General features: G+C 41.0%; 15 protein-coding genes. 6 read left to right on the forward strand and 9 right to left on the reverse strand.

Annotated features, from left to right (window positions below; genetic code table 11):
- Nucleotides 1–100 precede the first annotated feature (100 nt).
- The 3 genes from AC23P2_RS27435 (at nucleotide 101) to AC23P2_RS27445 (ending at nucleotide 4,049) form a co-directional block, all read left to right on the forward strand.
- Entirely contained in the window at nucleotides 101–1,387 is a 1,287-nt protein-coding gene (locus AC23P2_RS27435; RefSeq protein ID WP_472486937.1) for a citrate synthase, read from the forward strand.
- Between the two features lie 250 nt (nucleotides 1,388–1,637).
- A complete protein-coding gene (gene radA / locus AC23P2_RS27440; protein ID WP_028522199.1) occupies nucleotides 1,638–3,005 on the forward strand; it encodes a DNA repair protein RadA in 1,368 nt (455 codons plus the stop codon).
- A 24-nt stretch (nucleotides 3,006–3,029) separates the two neighbouring features.
- Entirely contained in the window at nucleotides 3,030–4,049 is a 1,020-nt protein-coding gene (locus tag AC23P2_RS27445; RefSeq protein ID WP_487776152.1) for a formylglycine-generating enzyme family protein, read from the forward strand.
- 11 nt (nucleotides 4,050–4,060) lie between these two features.
- Here the strand turns inward: AC23P2_RS27445 and AC23P2_RS27450 are convergent, their stop codons facing one another.
- Nucleotides 4,061–5,164, reverse strand: a complete 1,104-nt coding sequence (locus tag AC23P2_RS27450) for a glycosyltransferase (RefSeq protein WP_487776153.1) — start codon at nucleotides 5,162–5,164, stop codon at nucleotides 4,061–4,063.
- 159 nt (nucleotides 5,165–5,323) lie between these two features.
- Here AC23P2_RS27450 and AC23P2_RS27455 point away from each other — a divergent pair, with 159 nt between their 5' ends.
- The gene (locus AC23P2_RS27455; protein ID WP_487776163.1) at nucleotides 5,324–7,045 is read left to right on the forward strand and encodes an alpha-amylase family protein; all 1,722 of its coding nucleotides are present in this window, start codon (nucleotides 5,324–5,326) and stop codon (nucleotides 7,043–7,045) included.
- Between the two features lie 153 nt (nucleotides 7,046–7,198).
- On the opposite strand, the gene treF is transcribed toward AC23P2_RS27455, so the two are convergent.
- Nucleotides 7,199–8,710, reverse strand: coding sequence for an alpha,alpha-trehalase TreF (treF, locus tag AC23P2_RS27460; RefSeq protein ID WP_487776154.1), 1,512 nt, complete (start codon nucleotides 8,708–8,710; stop codon nucleotides 7,199–7,201).
- Between the two features lie 96 nt (nucleotides 8,711–8,806).
- Nucleotides 8,807–10,066, reverse strand: a complete 1,260-nt coding sequence (locus AC23P2_RS27465; protein WP_487776155.1) for an MFS transporter — start codon at nucleotides 10,064–10,066, stop codon at nucleotides 8,807–8,809.
- Nucleotides 10,067–10,316: 250 nt separating this feature from the next.
- Between AC23P2_RS27465 and AC23P2_RS27470 the strand changes: the two genes are divergently transcribed.
- Both AC23P2_RS27470 and amaB read left to right on the forward strand, forming a co-directional pair.
- On the forward strand, nucleotides 10,317–11,168 hold the full coding sequence (locus tag AC23P2_RS27470; RefSeq protein ID WP_487776156.1) for an AraC family transcriptional regulator: 852 nt from the start codon (nucleotides 10,317–10,319) through the stop codon (nucleotides 11,166–11,168).
- A 75-nt stretch (nucleotides 11,169–11,243) separates the two neighbouring features.
- Nucleotides 11,244–12,770, forward strand: coding sequence for an L-piperidine-6-carboxylate dehydrogenase (gene amaB / locus AC23P2_RS27475; protein ID WP_487776157.1), 1,527 nt, complete (start codon nucleotides 11,244–11,246; stop codon nucleotides 12,768–12,770).
- A 249-nt stretch (nucleotides 12,771–13,019) separates the two neighbouring features.
- Here amaB and AC23P2_RS27480 read toward each other — a convergent pair whose 3' ends face one another.
- The 6 genes from AC23P2_RS27480 to AC23P2_RS27505 form a co-directional block, all read right to left on the reverse strand.
- Nucleotides 13,020–13,391, reverse strand: coding sequence for a hypothetical protein (locus AC23P2_RS27480; protein WP_487776158.1), 372 nt, complete (start codon nucleotides 13,389–13,391; stop codon nucleotides 13,020–13,022).
- A gap of 217 nt (nucleotides 13,392–13,608) precedes the next feature.
- Nucleotides 13,609–13,836, reverse strand: coding sequence for a hypothetical protein (locus AC23P2_RS27485; RefSeq protein WP_487776159.1), 228 nt, complete (start codon nucleotides 13,834–13,836; stop codon nucleotides 13,609–13,611).
- 39 nt (nucleotides 13,837–13,875) lie between these two features.
- Entirely contained in the window at nucleotides 13,876–14,058 is a 183-nt protein-coding gene (locus AC23P2_RS27490; protein WP_487776160.1) for a hypothetical protein, read from the reverse strand.
- A gap of 473 nt (nucleotides 14,059–14,531) precedes the next feature.
- Nucleotides 14,532–16,736 carry a hypothetical protein gene (locus AC23P2_RS27495; RefSeq protein ID WP_487776161.1) on the reverse strand — a complete coding sequence of 735 codons (2,205 nt, stop codon included), beginning with the start codon at nucleotides 16,734–16,736 and terminating at the stop codon, nucleotides 14,532–14,534.
- Between the two features lie 47 nt (nucleotides 16,737–16,783).
- Complete coding sequence (locus tag AC23P2_RS27500; RefSeq protein WP_487776162.1) at nucleotides 16,784–17,968, reverse strand: nSTAND3 domain-containing NTPase; 1,185 nt, start codon at nucleotides 17,966–17,968, stop codon at nucleotides 16,784–16,786.
- A 188-nt stretch (nucleotides 17,969–18,156) separates the two neighbouring features.
- Complete coding sequence (locus AC23P2_RS27505) at nucleotides 18,157–18,708, reverse strand: tyrosine-type recombinase/integrase (RefSeq protein ID WP_487776164.1); 552 nt, start codon at nucleotides 18,706–18,708, stop codon at nucleotides 18,157–18,159.
- Nucleotides 18,709–18,893 lie beyond the last annotated feature (185 nt).

The raw sequence follows: 18,893 nt of genomic DNA on the forward strand, positions 1-18,893 counted from the left end.
AACGTTTAAAAAAAGTAGGTTTTCACTAAGAAAATCCGAAATTTTTTCGGAAAATTGTAGCTTAGTCCAAATCCATCTAATATTCATAAATACCCACTGTATGTCAGATAAAGCACAATTAATAGTAGAAGGAAAAACCTATGAATTTCCTACCATCGAAGGGACGGAAAAAGAAAAAGCCATCGACATCAACACTCTTCGTGATACCACAGGTTATATAACTATTGACAGTGGTTATAAAAACACGGGTGCAACCAAAAGTGCAATTACATTTTTGGACGGAGAAGAAGGGATTTTGCGGTATCGTGGATACTCAATTGAAGAACTTGCGGAAAAAGCTACTTTTTTGGAAGTAGCCTACTTATTAATTTACGGAGAGCTTCCAACGCAAGCCGAATACGAGGCATTTGAGCATAAAATTCGTATCCATACGATGGTAAACGAAGATATGCGCAGAATTTTCGATGGCTTCCCCGTAAACGCTCACCCGATGGGCGTGTTGTCGTCGTTGGTAAGTGCCATGAGTGCTTTTTACCCCGATTCGTACGACGAAAAAGCCCCTGACAGCACAGAACTTCATATCATTCGTTTGTTGGCCAAATTGCCAACCATCGCGACTTGGTCGTTCAAAAAATCACAAGGCCACCCAGTAAACTATCCTAAGAATGAGTTAGACTATTGCTCTAACTTCCTTCACATGATGTTTGCTTTGCCCGTGGAAGAATACAAAGTCGATCCTGTTGTTTCAAAAGCGCTCAACAAATTATTGATTCTCCACGCCGACCACGAGCAAAACTGCTCTACCTCAACGGTTCGTTTGGTAGGTTCTTCAAAAGCCAACATTTATTCGTCTATCTCGGCGGGTATTTGTGCTTTGTGGGGACCGCTCCACGGTGGTGCCAACCAAGAGGTTATCGAAATGTTGGAAGACATTAAAGCCGACGGTGGTGATGTGGCGAAATACGTGGACATGGCGAAAAACGCAAAAACAAGCGGTTTCCGTTTGTTTGGTTTCGGCCACCGTGTTTACAAAAACTTTGACCCACGCGCCAAAATCATCAAAAAAGCGGCGGATGATGTATTGGCGAAATTGGGCGTAAACGACCCAGTGTTGGAAATCGCCAAAGGCTTAGAAGAAGCCGCCCTTCACGACCCATACTTCGTGAGCCGTCGCTTGTATCCAAACGTTGACTTCTATTCAGGCATTATTTACCGTGCCTTGGGTATTCCTACCAACATGTTTACGGTGATGTTTGCGATTGGTCGCCTTCCAGGCTGGATTGCTCAATGGAAAGAAATGCGTACCAACAAGGAGCCAATTGGCCGCCCGCGTCAGATTTACACAGGTGCTACTCCTCGCGATTTCGTTCCAATGAACGAGCGCTAGAATGCCTCCATTTTCATATAAAAAGCGTTGATGGTGGAGTCACTGTCAACGCTTTTTGTTTAGATGATGACGAAAGTGTGAAAGCACAAGTTAATCGCTACAATGCCCCAGAGGGGCTAAATCTTAGTAGAATGAATAACGCAAACTATCCTCAAAGCCCCATCGGGGTGACATCTTTCACCGAGCGTTGAGGCCACTTTATTTTAATACGTTTCACCTACAGTGCAACACAAACCAATCACATTCTTACATGGCAAAAGTAAAAACAGCCTATTTCTGTCAAAATTGTGGGCACCAAGCCACTAAATGGATGGGGCGCTGCCCGTCGTGTGGCGAGTGGAATACCTTGGTAGAAGAAGTCATTGAGAAAGAAGATAAAAAAGGGCCGTTGGCCCAATGGAAATCGGTGAGTTTAGCCCCCAAACCGAAAGCCATCAACGAAATAAAATACGAAGAAGAACCTCGCATCGTCACTTCCGATGCCGAGCTTAATCGTGTTTTGGGGGGCGGAATTGTGTTAGGTTCACTGGTATTGATTGGAGGCGAGCCTGGCATTGGGAAATCAACGTTGATGCTCCAAATCGCCCTTACGCTTACCCAAAAAGTGTTGTACGTGTCGGGAGAAGAAAGTGAATCGCAAATTAAAATGCGAGCGGAGCGTTTGAGCAGTAAAAACAACAATTGCTTCATCCTCACCGAAACCTCTACTGATAATATTTTTCGTCAAATTGAAGAATTTGACCCTGATGTCCTCATCATCGACTCCATCCAAACCATGCAATCGTCGCTGATTGAGTCGGGGGCGGGAAGTGTGTCGCAGGTGCGTCAGTGTGCCGCAGAGTTGATGAAATATGCCAAAGAAAGCGGGGTTCCCGTATTTATGATTGGGCATATTACCAAGGATGGAAACCTCGCAGGGCCCAAAACCCTCGAACACATGGTGGACACTGTACTGCAATTTGAGGGCGACCGCCATACCACTTACCGTATTTTACGTACGACCAAAAACCGTTTTGGCAGCACCTCCGAACTGGGAATCTACGAGATGCTAGGCTCAGGACTTCGTCAAGTCACCAACCCTTCCGAAATTTTAATCTCCCAACGAGAAGAGCACCTCAGCGGCATTACGATTGGCTCGATGTTGGAAGGAAACAGACCCTTAAAGATTGAAATTCAGTCGCTTGTGAGTGTCGCCAACTACGGAACACCTCAACGTAGCAGTACGGGTTTTGACAACAAGCGCTTACAAATGTTGTTGGCCGTACTCGAAAAACGCGGCGGTTTTCGGTTAGGAACACAAGATGTTTTCCTTAATGTAGCAGGTGGCTTACGTGTCGAAGACCCTGCCATCGACTTGGCAGTCGTTACGTCCCTTGCTTCTTCGTACGAAGATTCGTACGTTCCTCCGTCGATTTGTTTCGCGGGCGAAGTCGGACTCGGAGGCGAAGTACGGGCAGTCAATCGAATCGAAGGGCGCATAGCGGAGGCTGAAAAGCTCGGTTTTAAGAAAATTTATATATCCAAATACAATGTTAAAGGGTTGATTTTCAAAAACTACAACATCCAAATTATCCCCGTTGCCAAACTTGATGAGGTTTTTGGGGAGGTTTTGAGATGAAGGCTCTTTTACACCTTCTCACCAATGTCGCACTATTTTTCACTTTATTTCCTTTCGATAGGTTTACTTTTTGCGGGCTGTCAGTCAACGGATGATTCAAATTCGGAACAGCAACAAGAAGAAACAAAAACAGTTGTCCTCAACGAGGCATTTGTAAAAGAGCTTGGTTTCCCTCCTTCTGTATTATACTTAGGGTTGGAAAAACCTGCTGATACGACTGTTTCCACCCCTACGAAAATAAGTGCCCCCGACGGAATGCTCTACGTCAAAGGAGGCGTTGTACAAATTGGTTCTGACGATGGCCATCAGCACGAACGTCCCTCTTTTTGGGCTAAAATAGCCCCTTTTTATATGGACGAACACCCCGTCACGGTAGGCGAATTTCGGACATTTGTGGAAGCAACCAATTACAAAACAGAAGCAGAAAAATTTGGAAACGGCGGTATCATTGATGAATCAACAGAACAACAATGGATTCTAAAAGACGGCGCCAACTGGCATCATCCAATGGGGACTGACTTCCCCGCTGCACCTGATAATCACCCCGTTACGCAAGTGTCGTGGAACGATGCCAATGCCTACGCCAAATGGGCAGGCAAACGCCTTCCTTGCGAAATGGAATGGGAACACGCCGCCCGAAATGCCAACAATAGCCGTACGTTTTACCCTTGGGGCAACGACATTCAGACGGGAGGCAAGTACAATGCCAACATTTGGCAGGGCAAATTCCCCGTCAAAAACTTCAACGAAGACGGTTTCTTTTATACTTCGCCCGTAGGCGAATTTGGTAAAACACCCCTCGGCCTCACCGACATGAGCGGGAACGTTTGGGAATGGCAATCGAATTTAAAATTTAACTACGAAGCATTATTTAGAGTACCCGTTCGCGAGGGAGATATCTCGGCCGAACGTGCCCAACGCGGCGGTTCATTTTTGTGCGAACCCACTTGGTGTCACGGGTATCGGGTATCGGGGCGCTCGTCGTCATCGCCCGAAACTAGCCTTTTTCACGTCGGTTTTCGTTGCGTAAAAGATGTGAAATGATATTGCCATTTCTATTTTTGGTACAATTCTATCAGCTTTTTTACTTCATTGTCCCAATTGTACTTTTCCTTTATTGCATTACGGCCGCTCTCTCCCATTTTTTTTAAATTTTCGGGGTTTTCGATGCACCTAATTAGCTGTTCTGCCAACGCATCCGAATCATACGGGTTGACACAAAACCCACATTGGCTTTCATTGACGACATTTGTTAACAACGGCAAATCGGACGTAATGACGGGTAATGCCAAGGCCATGTAATCAAACAATTTGGTGGGATAAGAATCGACATAATCGCCGACTGGCTTGAGCAGTGCAATTCCCGCCAATGCCTCACGGGCGTGCACAAACGCCTCTGATTGACTTTGGTAACCGTAAAAAATCAGGTTTTCTTTGGCTTCTTGGTACCCTTCTAATTGGGTCAAGTTAGGGATACGTACGGGGCCAAACAACTGAACACGAACCGAGGGATATTTCTTTTTGACCACAACAATTGCTTTTACAAGCGTATCAAACGCCCGCTCAATACTTATGACACCTGCGTAAAAAAAAGTAGGTTGGTCAAGATTTGGAACGGGCGACGGAACCGAAAGCCAGTGCGAAGAGGCAAAATTGTGAACTACCGCGTAGGGTTTCGTAAGGTTCTGGTATTCATTGAGGTAAGCGTCTTCGGTAAAAACAAATTTGAAGCACTTTCGGGCACGTTGGTCAAAAAACTGAAAAAGACGTACCCAAAGCCAGCCACGGTTATAGGTTTTGAGAGGAATTTTTTTGTATAAATTTTCCTGTACTTCGTAAATTACTTCTGCACCAAGCCACTGAAAAACAAAGGCTAGTGGCAGTAATTCGGCCACAAAAATATGAACAAATTGCGGGCGGGTTCTCAGAAAATGAAGCAATATCACGGGTTGAGCCACCAATACCCTTTGCCAAATCCGTTTGAAAAAAGGAAACCGAAGTTTGAAAAATTCATCCGAAACAGGCTGCTCGGGCAAAAGTACCTGCACTTCAAAGTGCTGCTGTAAACTAGATGCAATTTTCCCCACAATCCGAGGGTCGGTGGCGGGATGAACCGTACTTACTAAAAGAACACGCGGAGGAGAAGTGACGTCTTGCATCTTGCAAATATGCGTGAATCCGCCTATTTTTGAAAAAAGAACCTTTTTTTAACTAACCTATGATCAATGAAAGCACTCACCAAAACCATCTTGGGGGTGGTTGCTGTAGCATCAACTTTTCAATCACTTGCCCAGCCTTCACCTAAATTTTCACCGCGTATGTCTTTACCCACCTCTGACAAAATTGTAGTTTATCAAATTTACACGCGCCTGTTTGGCAATCTAAAAACCACCAACAAATTTTACGGAAGTCGCGACGAAAATGGCGTTGGCAAATTCAACGACATTACCGACAAAGCCCTTACCTCGCTCAAAAAGTTCGGCATTTCACACGTTTGGTTTACGGGGGTCATCGAACACGCCACCATGACCGACTATTCGGCCTTTGGTATCCCTAAAGACAACCCGTACGTCGTCAAAGGAATTGCGGGTTCGCCCTATGCCATCAAAGATTATTACGACGTTAATCCCGACTTGGCCGTTGACGTACCAAACCGAATGAAGGAGTTTGAAGCCCTCGTCGAGCGGTCACACAAAGCCGATTTGAAGGTAATTATCGACTGCGTTCCCAACCACGTTGCGCGGCAGTATCATTCAGATGTGAAGCCCAAAGGCGTCAAAGATTTTGGAGAAGACGACAACAAAAACGTTGCTTTTGACCCTCAAAATAACTTTTACTACCTCCCCAATCAGGCGTTTCAAGTACCTGACAATGTCCCGATTCCTCCAGGTGTGGAAGCGTTTCCTTATGTCGAGAATCCCGCGAAAGCGACAGGAAACGACGTTTTTACCGCAAAACCTAGCATTAACGACTGGTTTGAAACCATTAAATTGAACTATGGGGTTGATTACCTCAACGGTCGCCAAAAACACTTTGATCCTATTCCAAGTACTTGGCTCAAAATGAGGGATATTTTGCTGTATTGGGCACAAAAGGGCGTCGATGGCTTTCGGTGTGACATGGCCGAAATGGTGCCTTTTGAGTTTTGGGGCTGGGTGATTCCTGAAGTAAAAAAGGTTTACCCAAATCAAATATTCATTGCCGAAATCTACAATCCTGCCGAATACCATAATTACCTCTTCAACGGAAAATTTGACTATCTCTACGACAAAGTAGGTCTGTACGACTCGCTCCGCCGACTGATGGAAGGTCACGGGCATACGGGCGACATCACGCGCGTTTGGCAAAACGAATCGGGGAATTTTAGCAATCGGATGCTTCGTTTCCTCGAAAATCACGACGAACAACGGATTGCGTCGAGGTATTTTGCCAAAAATCCGTTCTACGCCATTCCTGCCATGGTCGTTTCGGCTACGCTCCACACGGGGCCGTTAATGCTTTACTTTGGCCAAGAAGTAGGGGTAACGCCTACCGTTACCGAAGGTTTCTCGGGCGAAGACGGGCGCACCACGATGTTTGACTACTGGGGCGTTCCTGAATACCAAGCGTGGGTCAACGGGGGGAAATTTGACGGAGGAAAACTTTCGCCCGATCAAAAAACACTGCGCAAGTTTTACCAAGATTTGCTGAAATTGACCAACACCTCAGACGCGGTTCAAAACGGGGCGTTTTATGACTTACAATACGCCAACGGTCAAACTGCGGGTTACAACAGCGCAAAAATGTACACCTACCTTCGCCATACCGACAAACAAAAACTCCTGATTGTCTGCAACTTTGATTTACAACAAGGCGCAAAAGCAACCATTCAACTACCCGCCCACGCGTGGGAAACGATGGGACTTTCTGCCACTGGAAATTATACGTTAAAAGAAATATTTATGCACCCCGAAACACTAACAGTAGAAGCTCAAAAAGGTGTTTCGGTAGAGATGGCTCCCAACAGCGTACGGATTTTTGAAATCAAAAAAGCGAAATAAGTATTGTATTACCTCATCCCAACCCTTCTCCTTTCAGGAGAAGGGCTTTTTTTAAGCTATTCACTAGAAGAACTTATTCTGTTTAGACAAAGCTCTGCTTTATTGCCAATCTCCCATTGATTAGACTATCCAAGTTTTGAAAACTTGGATAGTCTAACCTAACTCCTGCTTCATTTTTAGATACACCCCATTGGTCCAGCCAAAGCCGTCTTGGTTGGGGTACTCGCCTCCTTGGGCCAATAGCTCGTCCGTCTGAACGTTGTATTTTTCCATGAGCTTGCCCGTTTTTTGGTAGTATGCCTCACAGCTTATTGTCCAATTTTTAGCAATCTTATCGGCGACTTCGGTAAGGCCGTAGCGTTTTGCTCCCGCGTAGGCCATCCATTGCAAAGGTGCCCAGCCATTGGGGGCATCCCACTGCTGAGGAGTGGTTTGTAAAGTGGTGATTAAACCTCCTGTTTTTAAAAATTTTTCTTCTAATTGACTTGCTACCAGTTTCGCCTGTTCGGAAGTAGCCACCCCAAAAAACAACGGAAAGGTAGCAGCTAAGGTTAAATGAACGGAAGGTACTTGTTCTACCCAATTATAATCCACATAAAACGCCTGCGAAGCATCCCAACAATACGTTTGAATGGCCGATGCGCGTTGCGCTGCCAATGCCGCAACTTCCTCTGCTTTGACAAGCTTGCTTTGCAAACGATAAGCCCGCTCAAGCGATTGTTCTAAAAACAAAAGAAGGCAATTCAGGTCAACGGGAAGCAAATCGGTCGTATGAATGGTCGTCATGTATTGACCATCTTTAAACCAACGACTGCTAAAATCCCAGCCCGATTCGGCCGCCGCCCGCACGTGCCGATAAACTGTTTCGGCCGTAGAATGAGACGCTTCATGCGCCAATTCAACATCCTCTTTGTAGGCTTCGGGACGGGGCAGGGCATTATCGTCCCAATAACGATTCAGCACGGCACCGTTTGGCAAGATTATTCGCCGATAACTTGCCTCAACGTCCTCATTTTCTTCCTTCATCCAAAACGAATATTCTTTTTCCAGTTGCGGCAAATAACGTTTCCACACCTCCTCCCCTTTTTCTTCGGCCAGCAACGAAACCATCAGCGCAAAAAACGGCGGCTGCGAACGCCCAAGGTAATACGTTCGATTACCGTTGGGAATAAAACCCACGTGATCAATCAAATACGCAAAATTATTGACCATCGCCTCAATCAAATCTATCCGCTTTGAAACTTGTAACCCCAACATAGTAAAATACGAGTCCCAATAATATACCTCCCGAAAGCGTCCACCAGGTACAACATACGAATAAGGCAACGTAATCAAGGTTCCACCCGTATCTTGCGGCTGTCGTGTCAAAACCGTCCACAGGTCTTCAATGTGCTGTTTGATGGGTTTGGAAGCGTCATTATAATATCCCGTTGGCTGCTCGGTAGGCAGCAAAAAATGCGCCGTAACAAAACTAGCTAAATCGAACGAAGTCGTCTGTTTCTGAGCAAGATACGCTTCAACAATCTGTTCGATGGGTTCTTTAGCTACGGCATCCATAAACGTTTTAGAATCCGAAAATAGCGCACTTTGCTGAACATCTTCGTACAAATCGCCCAATGATTCGGCCAACAAAAAACCTGATTTTTGTGCTTCTGAAATAGTCATCTTACAACGTTATTTTGGTATATTCTGACCCTCCCGAAAGTTCAAAACTTTCGGGAGGGTAAAATTCGACACTCTGCCCTCTCCCTTCGACACTCCTCAATGCCCCGCTCCCGCTCCGCTCATATCAACTGAGCTATTTGAGCCTTGCAGACGGCTAAAGAAAAACAGCGCGACGGTCAAAATGCTGATGGGTACAAGAGAAAAGTAAAAAGCCGTTTGTCCCCCATAATGTTCAAATACGTAACCTGTTATGAGCGAGCCCGTTGTTCCACCCAATGCCGAAAAAATCACAATCAACCCCGACATGATTCCGTGCTGTCTCAGGGGCAAAGAGCTCAAGATGAGCGAATTAATGGCAGGATAAATGGGAGCTAAAAACAACCCAATCATCGGGAAGATAAAAGCCGCTAAAGGTGCATTCCCCCAGCCTGTTACAGCCGATGTATCGACCCCTGCCGCCAACGGTAACGCGACGAGCACCAACCCCGCTGAAATCACCAAGCAGCCAATCAGTACCACCAACCAATTGAATTTCTTTAATACAACACCTGCTAAAAAACGCCCCAAAGCTGTGGCAATCGCCAACAAACTAGCCATTTGAATACTCAAAGTTGCGGGCAGTTTCAGTACTTTATTATTAAAAGTCGGGAGCCAACTCATGATGCTTTGCTCAATCAAAACGTAGGTAAACGCACAAATCACAAACACCAACACCAAAGGCAAAATGACCAAGCGAAGCATTTCGGCAAAATCTTCAAAAATGGGCTTATCACTATCGACTTTTAACGACGACTCATCCAAAGGAGTCGTTAGTAAAAGCAAAAAAGCCACCAACGCAATGCCCCCCAGCATATAGTACACGTTGAGCCAAGCCGTCGGCGTGGATTCGTCCATAAAACTGGTAAAAATGAAGTAGCCAGTTAATATCCCAATCATAAAGAAAGACTCAATGAAATTCATGAGGCTGATATGCTCTTTTTTATCGGCTGTCACCAAGCCAATTGTTCCATAAACTGACACTTTGATGAGCGCAAAACCCGCACCTGCAACGGCAAAAAGGAGTTTTGTCATGCCAAATGAATGAATGGTGGGCATTAAAAAACAAATCAACGCATTGCCACCCAAAGCAATCAACATGGCGCGTTTGTATCCCAATCGGTTGATATAAGAAGCCACAATAAACGAAACGGCCGCAATGGTCAAATCTTTGAAAGCTTCGAGCACCGAGGCCGAAGTTTCGGATACACCATAGGTGCGTTGAACTTGCAAAATCACCGTTCCTACGCTATTGAGCAAAATGGCAAAAACGAAATAATTTAGAAAAATCGACAGCTTAATTTTCCAGTACGATTGCATTTAGAGAATTGGTTATGGTTAGACGTTTAAGGGTCGAGCGACAATAGAACGAAAATCGGTGGGAAAAAGGAAAGGGAGCGATTGAAAGCGCTCCCCTTTCATCATAGGTGAGTGAGATAAAGCCAAGTCCAATTTTTTCACAACAAAATTCAACTTTATTTTGAAATAAAAATAGGCTTCTATTGTTCAGTTTTTATCCTGTATTAAGAATCTTTTTCTTATTTTTACCAAAAATAGCTTAACACAGGGTATGAAAACTGAATACGAGATTGTTCAACCCGACGAAGGGAGTTCGTTCCGAATCATTCATAACGTCGTTTTGCCTGAGCTTTTCCGTTGGCAATACCACTATCACCCCGAGTACGAAATCGTCAGTGTTTTTGGGGGTTCGGGGCGGCGGCACGTAGGGACGCACATTAGCCAGTACGAAGACGGCGATTTGGTATTTATCGGCCCCAACTTACCCCATTCGGGCTTTGGGCAAGAAGCCATCGGCACCCACGAAGAAATTGTGGTTCAACTCAAAGAGAATTTTTGGGGCGAACAGTTTCTCGAAATGCCCGAAATGACGCCCATCCGTCAGTTGTTTGCGCGGTCGAAACAGGGCGTGTGTTTTCACGGTGATACCAAAGTTCGGGTGCAAAAACGACTTAAAAAATTACTCTCGTTGTCGCCGTTTGAGCGGCTGATGGAATTGATCCAAATTCTCCACCTATTGGCGCATACGGAAGAGTATTCGCTGCTAAACATGGAAGGGTTGAAGCTCGAAATGAACTCAAAAGACGAAGCCCGCCTCAACCGCATCCTCAAATACGTGGAAGAAAACTACCAAAAACCCGTTGACATTCAAGAAGTTGCTTCAGTAGCCCATTTGGCCGTGCCTTCGTTTTGCCATTATTTCAAAAAAATGATGAATTTGACGTTCACCGACTTCATGAACCAATTTAGGGTCAACCAAGCCTGTCGGTTGTTGGCAACCAACAAAAGCATCACCGACGTAAGTTTTGAATGTGGATTTGGCAACATTGCCTATTTCAACCGGGTCTTCAAAGCCCATAAAAATCAAAGCCCTTCGGCGTACCGAAAAGCACTACTTCAATAGTAAATTGTTGTACATTTGCTTTCGGAAACTTCATCATCCATCCAAAAATCAACCGTTTTTACGGGCCTTTATTTCATGCAAAACATCCTTAACGCACTCCGCATTGCGGAATCAAATCATGGTATTAGTACGGGTTTAGTCTCTTGGGCTGGGCAAGGCGAAGAAATCGCGTCTTATTCCCCCGTGGATGGCAAACTTATTGGAAAAGTACAATCAGCAAATCGCCAAGACTACGACACCGTCGTGGGACAAGCCCAAGAAGCTTTTAAAACTTGGCGGCTTGTTCCCGCCCCAAAACGCGGCGAAATTGTGCGCCAAATGGGCGAACAGTTCAGAAAATACAAAACAGAATTAGGAACGCTCGTCAGCTACGAAATGGGCAAAAGCCTCCAAGAAGGGCTCGGCGAGGTACAAGAGATTATTGATATTTGCGATTTTGCCGTGGGACTTTCGCGACAATTGTACGGCCTTACGATGCACAGCGAACGCCCCGCCCACCGCATGTACGAGCAATGGCACCCGCTGGGGGTCGTCGGCATTATTTCGGCGTTCAACTTCCCCGTGGCGGTTTGGTCGTGGAATACCATGTTGGCGTGGGTCTGCGGCGACGTATGCGTGTGGAAGCCTTCCGAAAAAACACCGTTGACCGCCGTCGCTTGTCAGCACATCATTCAGGAGGTATTGAAAGCCAACGATGTTCCCGAAGGGGTTTCGGGGCTGGTGGTCGGTGGCCGTGAAGTGGGCGAATGGCTCTCGCACGACGAGCGCATTCCGCTTGTATCGGCGACGGGAAGCACGCGTATGGGCAAAGCCGTGGGGCAAGCCGTGGGCGGGCGTTTGGGACGCAGTTTGTTGGAACTAGGCGGTAACAACGCCATCATTGTCTCACAACATGCCGACCTTCCGTTGGCCATTCCTGCGATTGTTTTTGGGGCGGTAGGCACGGCGGGGCAGCGCTGCACCTCTACCCGCCGCCTGATTATTCACGAAAGTATCTACGACGACGTAAAAAATCGGTTAGTAAAAGCCTACGGACAGCTTCGTATTGGGAATCCGCTCGATGCTTCCAACCACGTAGGGCCACTCATTGACACCTTGGCCGTTGCGCAATACGAAGCCGCCGTTGCGCAGGTTCAAGCGTTGGGTGGGACGTTTGCCGTAGAACCTCACGTCTTAACGGGCGATGACTTCAGTTCGGGATGTTATGTAAAGCCGTGCGTTGCAGAAGTTGAAAACCATTGGCCCGTTGTCCAACACGAAACGTTTGCCCCTATTCTTTACCTCATCAAATACCGCACGATAGAAGAGGCAATTCAACTGCAAAACGGTGTTCCTCAAGGGCTTTCATCGGCTATTTTCACCTTGCACCTGCGCGAAGCTGAGCAGTTTTTGAGCCATGCGGGTTCGGATTGCGGCATTGCCAACGTTAACATCGGCACTTCGGGAGCGGAAATTGGGGGAGCTTTTGGGGGAGAAAAAGAAACGGGCGGTGGCCGCGAATCAGGCTCGGATGCGTGGAAAGCCTACATGCGCCGCCAAACCAATACCCTCAACTACGGCACGACTTTGCCCCTAGCCCAAGGGATCAAATTTGAGCTTTAGCTTTCGATAATACAGTTTTCAGAACTTTCACACATACACGAGACGGACGGGATTTTAGGATTCTGCCCGTTTTTTGTGGGGTAAAGAGTGTAGCCTAAACAAATTGGAAAACTAAGATAGAAAAAAGCGTAGAATTTGCTCTAATCGAATGTCGCTGACTAAATCTGTATAACAAGTTATAAAAAAAATAACAACCAGTAAGTTTTGCGTATTGGAAGTGCCTTTGAGTAAAGAAACTATTATATTTTTTTAGTTTGGAAAATATAAAACTTTACTTGAAACGAATGTGACTAAATAAGCATAAATTCTGCTCTCATTTAAACGGTAGAATTGATAAATTCTTTCATCGTTGTTTGCTCTTAAATACTCCTCTATCTCATCAACAAAATAATTTGCTTGCATTGATGTAAAAAAGCTAAGGATATCATCAATAATGTGCAGCTGAGGATAACCTTCAGAATCTAAGAATATTAACCAATCAAAAACTTTTATAAAAGTATCAATGTGTTCATTTTGGTAGATTGGCAAAACTTTATTTGATTCTTCAATAGCGATTTGAACTCTGGAAGCAATTGTAAAGCTATCTTTACTTGAAATAAGTATTCGTTCAGTTAACGTCACATCAATAGCGTTTACAAGATTTCAACTAAAAGTACATATACACCAAAAACCAAAACCAACACACTAATTTACAAGCGTTTATCCTTTCTTAAAAGGTATCCTCTCTAAAACTGCTCTAAATATTAGATCATCAAGATGCTTGAAATTGTCTTGAACCAAAACACAAAGTGTTTAATGATTACTTGACATTTAGCATATCAACTAAAAACTAACAAAGTTAATTTTCGGCGGATAGTTTTTGTTTCTCACTTAATACAAAATCAATAGAAACATCTTTATAGTCTGCTATCTCGACATTGCTCAACTTACCTACTTTTAATGCTTTAACAACGGCATTTCTTTTCTCCTCTAAACGCGCCTCCTGAATTTTTTTGTTCTCATTTTTAACCGCCAAAGCATTAGCTGAAAGTGTCATTTCATACGCTAGCTTTTGCTCGGGTGTCATATTTCGTAAATCAACCTCCGAAATAGCTTTTTTGATCCATTATTCGTTCCAAAATTTAGGAAACTGTGATGCTTCGATAACATTATGTAAGTTTTTCATCGTAAATAACAGTTTATCTAAATCGCTTTCAATTTCATTTTCTTGTTTTACAAACTTATCCAATTCTACTGTCACATCGGATAGGATTGAGATAAATCTGCCGTTGTCGTTTGCTATGTTCATACGGTGAAGTTACACAAAATCAAGAATTTATGAAAGCAGCAAAATAGAAGAAAAAGAGGTGGTTTATGGCTTCCAACCAAAAGCATTGAGATGGCTAGTTTTTAAAGTTAATTTATTGATTTACATACACTTATCTTTTCTTAATGCGGGTATTGGGACGCACGAATGATGGCAAGCAACGCTGGGACGCAGTCCCCGATTGATTTTGAAAACCAACCAAACAGAAACAAATTTAGTGATTATTTGGAGAAAAGCAAGCTCTCCTACAAAAAGGTGGTGGCTGTCAAACGAAAAGTTGAAGACTCCTTGAAATCGCTCTAATATCCAGTCGACAAGATGCTTGAAGTTCTTTGGTTAAATCCAAAAGAGGTCACTATCCACCGAGAAAGTGGCAAGTTTTGAAGAAAATACCCGTGTGTTTGATTGTCGAAAAATAGCTAAAGCTGTTAAACTATTTCTGTAGCATACGATTTTTATATTTGTTGATTAATATGGGAGTTAATTTGGTGTAAAAGACATTTTAAATAAGCAACCATTCCAATCTCTTTTAGTAATTCAAAATTATTGTTCGCAAAGTCTGAAAGTTTGATTTCTAACATAATTTCTTCTTTATCAGAATTCCATCTTGTAATTTTATTTTCGGGTATTATTTGTAGAATTGTTGAATATAACTTGCCATATGTATTTTCATGAATGAATAACTTCTTTATTGTATCTTTATCATATAACTCTTTTGTGAAATAAGTTTGAATATCCCAAATATTAAAATCTATGCCTATAAACTGAAGAGCAGATTCAATAAATGATTCAGAATTGGAACTTGAACAATCTTCGAGAATCTTATTTTTTTTATCTAAAATTAGCTCAAATTCTATCTGAAAAAAGTTAATAAATGAAAGAAGCGTAGTTTTTTCGGTCGTTTGGTCAATTGAATAATAAAACCGTTTTAATTCTGGGAGAATTACCTTATTTAGAAACCTCATGTTATCAGCATAGCTTAAATACTTCAAGTCATCGACATCATGCAACATGTATGAAAAACTAATAGCAGCTTCTTTGTACAAATTGTCATCTTGAAGATAGTTTAGGCTTTCAACAATTAGGTATAATTTATAGTCATAGCAACTGAATCTATACCAACTCTGCATTGGTATAATAATAGGGTAGAAAGTCTCGATTTTGTTTTTAGAGATATCACTCTTTTCAATTCTTTTGATAAGATTACTTTTAGTTATTGAAGAGTTGTACTCAAAGTAGTCTTTTGCTAAGTCTGATAATAGTTGTATCACCTTTTCTTTTTCAATGTTTTTACCTTTACAGTAATGCTCAAAATGAAGATTCAAAAATTGATATTTATTAAGGTCAATGTATTTTAAAGAAGTACTTTGTAAAAATATTATTACTGATTCGAAAATGTCTTTATTATCAGTGAATAAATTTAAAAGTGAATCTTTATTTTTTAATACTTTAATAAAAAAATCCAGTTTTTGCTCTTTGAGAAAATTAGTAGGCTCAAATTCTTCGAGTTTAGGCAAATATTCTTCAACAATACCATAATATTTCGGTGTTGTATCTTTTTTTAATTTTACAACACTCTTTTTTGTTTTTTCCTTTCTTTTCTTATTTGTAGTTTTAGGAATATATCGAAATTTTCGTTCTGATAATTCTTCAATTTCTGAAATGAATTTTTTCGAAATTCTGATTTTATATTTTTTGCATACCTCTTCAATGTAATAATGAAGGTGCATATCATATTCAATATCTAAATCATGCCATTCATAATAATCAATATCATCCAGTATTAACTCTCTAATACTCTTTCTAATTGTTTGTATATTATCATTCAGAAACTTCTGAAATTCAGTCGGATATACCTCATTAAATTCATAAAAAAAACCATACTCTTTGGTAAAAGTAATGCTTGTATAAAAAATGTTGATTATTTCGGTTGGGTTTAGGTTAATGTGATTTTTAATAATTTTAATAATGCTTGGTAAGTATATAAGCGAATCAGAATTTATTACCTTACCTTTGAAATCATACAATTTCAAATCAGTTAATACCTGATTAAGGATAAACGTTTGGACATCTAAATTTGAATCAATTGAAAATAAATTATTCAAAAACAGAAGTTTCAAATACTTTGTATCATCCGATGTGTGGTGTTTTGCAAGCTGGTCAGTGAAATCTCTTGGCTCAGGGTTACTAAAATTAAGTTTTTCAAAATCTGTCAGTAGTTTGATTTTTAATAATCTTTTCTGATACTCATTTAATACTATTTTCTTTCCGTAAAAACTCATATCAGAATCTGAATCATCAATTTCGGAATCTTCTGTGGCAAACACAAAAGTAAGCTGATTAAAAAAAACAGCATCTTGAAACAAAGGAGTAATCCATATATTACCATCGGTTCGTAAATATTCTAAAAGAAAATCTTTAATTCCAGGGCTTTGAAATCTAATGAAGATTTGATTTGAATAATCACTCTTATCAGTTACTAAATAGAAATCATCTAATTGTTTTAAGTTTTTATTAAAATCAAGAGGTTTGATTTCTTCACCTGTAATTATTCTTGCATTTGCCTGAATAGCTTCAAACGAGTCTTTCAAATCAGAAATTTCTATTGGGTCGCTTGAAACTAGGAGGATTAAAAGAATTAATCTTGATGTTCCATTCAATTCCTCAAATCTTAAATTCCAATATTCTTGTGGGTTTCGTAGATATTTTAAAAAAGAATGGTAAAAATCATATTCATTTTGATGTTTTTTTCCTTATATTGTTTAATAAAATATTCAAGTTGTCTTGGCGTATAATTTTCATGGTTTAAGATATATTCAAATTCCTTATTCCATTTAATATACTCAAAATAAGACTTTTTTAAATCATAAAACAAAAGGTGATTAAGAAAGATTCGAAGTTTATCTTCAAAAGAGTAATCTTCAATATTTACAATAAATTTATGAGTATTGAGCAAATATTTAGTTTCATATTCAATCTTGAATAAAACATCTTTTATTACATATTCCCTTGAAGTTAAAATCAAATAACTATTTTTTGAAGCTGAAAAATACTCAATTCGACGATTAAATTCTTTTGCAAATGAACTCGAACTATCTCTAATTTTAGGGCTAAAAATTTGCCCCCAAAAGTCATCAACAATAATAATTTGGTCTTCTCCAGCCACACTCAGAACATCAGAGTAATCTTCTTCTGATAAAAATACTAAGCTTTTTACCTTTTTGACCAGAAAATAATTGGCAATCATCTTAGCAATAGTTGTCTTGCCAACACCAGGGTTACCTGTAAGTAATAAAACTTTATGCTTTTCTAAATGGCTAATATAATCTTCCAAATATGGAGGATTATGAAAAAGTTGGTGTTGTTTTTCTATTTCATTCAGGAAGACTTTAGTATTATTGTAATACTTTTTATTTATAATTTGTTCAAGTAAATTTTCGATAATTTTAAGATTAGGAACTAATAATTTTGAGTAAATTTTAAGAAGATGCTCATATTCACTTTTATTAAGATAGTTATCTAATTTTTCACCATCAATAATATCTTCTTCATTTTGGATATAGCTTCCAAATAATTCTAAAATTTTATCTGCTTGAAATCGACCTAAATGAAAGTTTGTACATAAAATATATCTATCTGGATTTTGTCTTTTACACTTACTAACTTCCTTTTTTAGTGAATTTAATAAACTATTAAAATTATTAGGGTCATATAGTTTACATTGTCCTACTATTTTTTCTTTACCTTTTGTAGCTCTAAAATCTACACCTCCATCCTTGCCTTGTTTAAATGTAGTAAATGTTATAGGATTTTCCCTAATTTCTAAAATATCTCTACAAAGACGTTCAAATTCAGATGGAAAAAGGAGTGTATGAAAATTGTACTGTACCATTCAGTTAATGAAATTAATTATAGTAAAGAGGAAATCATCAGGAATTGGCTTAAAAACGCCTAAGATATTGAGTTTGTCTGATAGGAAAATTAAATATGACTTAGTAGTTTACTGAAAAATAGACCTTTTGTTCAATCATTCCAACATAGTATTGGACGAACAGATAGTCTAATTTTGTATTGATATTATTATGTTTTAATCTTGTTCTTCTGTTCTTTCGTACAATAATACAGGCTTTTCTTGAAAAAACAACAGTTAAAATACATCATTTTTTCACTATTTCTTTTTAAGTTATTGGATATTTTCGAGTTATATTTTATCTTGAAATATTGCAAAATATCATCTATTGGGCTTTTGGCTTTATTGATGGTGTTTTTGCTGATGTGCAAGTACTTGAGGGTAGTGTTTACGTCTGAGTGGCCGAGTAATTCTTTAATTACCAATATGTTTTCGCCTCGCTCCAATAGGTGTGTGGAAAAGCTGTGACGTAATAAATGTACCCCTACTTTTTTGTTGATTTTGGCATAGTCTAAGGCAAATTTGAAGATTTTTTGAATTACTCTGTCGCTCACTGGTTCTTGGGTATCTTGGTTTGAAAGCACATACTTGCTTGATGGATTGGCCGCGATATGTGTTTTGATCACCTGTACCAATTTTGACGAAAGCATCACGTACCTGTCTTTTTTGCCTTTCCCTTGCTCTACTCGTATGGTCATGCGGTCAAAATCTATATCGCTAATTGAGCATCGTTACTTCGTTGAGGCGCATACCGCTGGCATACAATACCTGAAAAACAGCCTTGAACTTAGGCGTGCGGGTGGTATCTATGAGCCGTTTTACTTGGGTTGCTCACAACCCCGATGAAACTAGCGGTTTCCCATTTTCATCTTACACTTGCGCGAAGCCGAGCAGTTTTTGAGCCATG

The organism is Runella sp. R0.1_18, assembly GCF_057652155.1.

Bases quoted from the DNA above. Each gene is read 5' to 3' on its own strand.
- AC23P2_RS27435 (WP_472486937.1), top strand. From the start codon at position 101: ATGTCAGATAAAGCACAATTAATAGTAGAAGGAAAAACCTATGAATTT.
- radA (WP_028522199.1), top strand. From the start codon at position 1,638: ATGGCAAAAGTAAAAACAGCCTATTTCTGTCAAAATTGTGGGCACCAA.
- AC23P2_RS27445 (WP_487776152.1), top strand. From the start codon at position 3,030: ATGTCGCACTATTTTTCACTTTATTTCCTTTCGATAGGTTTACTTTTT.
- AC23P2_RS27450 (WP_487776153.1), bottom strand. From the start codon at position 5,164: ATGCAAGACGTCACTTCTCCTCCGCGTGTTCTTTTAGTAAGTACGGTT.
- AC23P2_RS27455 (WP_487776163.1), top strand. From the start codon at position 5,324: ATGTCTTTACCCACCTCTGACAAAATTGTAGTTTATCAAATTTACACG.
- treF (WP_487776154.1), bottom strand. From the start codon at position 8,710: ATGACTATTTCAGAAGCACAAAAATCAGGTTTTTTGTTGGCCGAATCA.
- AC23P2_RS27465 (WP_487776155.1), bottom strand. From the start codon at position 10,066: ATGCAATCGTACTGGAAAATTAAGCTGTCGATTTTTCTAAATTATTTC.
- AC23P2_RS27470 (WP_487776156.1), top strand. From the start codon at position 10,317: ATGAAAACTGAATACGAGATTGTTCAACCCGACGAAGGGAGTTCGTTC.
- amaB (WP_487776157.1), top strand. From the start codon at position 11,244: ATGCAAAACATCCTTAACGCACTCCGCATTGCGGAATCAAATCATGGT.
- AC23P2_RS27485 (WP_487776159.1), bottom strand. From the start codon at position 13,836: ATGACACCCGAGCAAAAGCTAGCGTATGAAATGACACTTTCAGCTAAT.
- AC23P2_RS27490 (WP_487776160.1), bottom strand. From the start codon at position 14,058: ATGAACATAGCAAACGACAACGGCAGATTTATCTCAATCCTATCCGAT.
- AC23P2_RS27500 (WP_487776162.1), bottom strand. From the start codon at position 17,968: ATGGTACAGTACAATTTTCATACACTCCTTTTTCCATCTGAATTTGAA.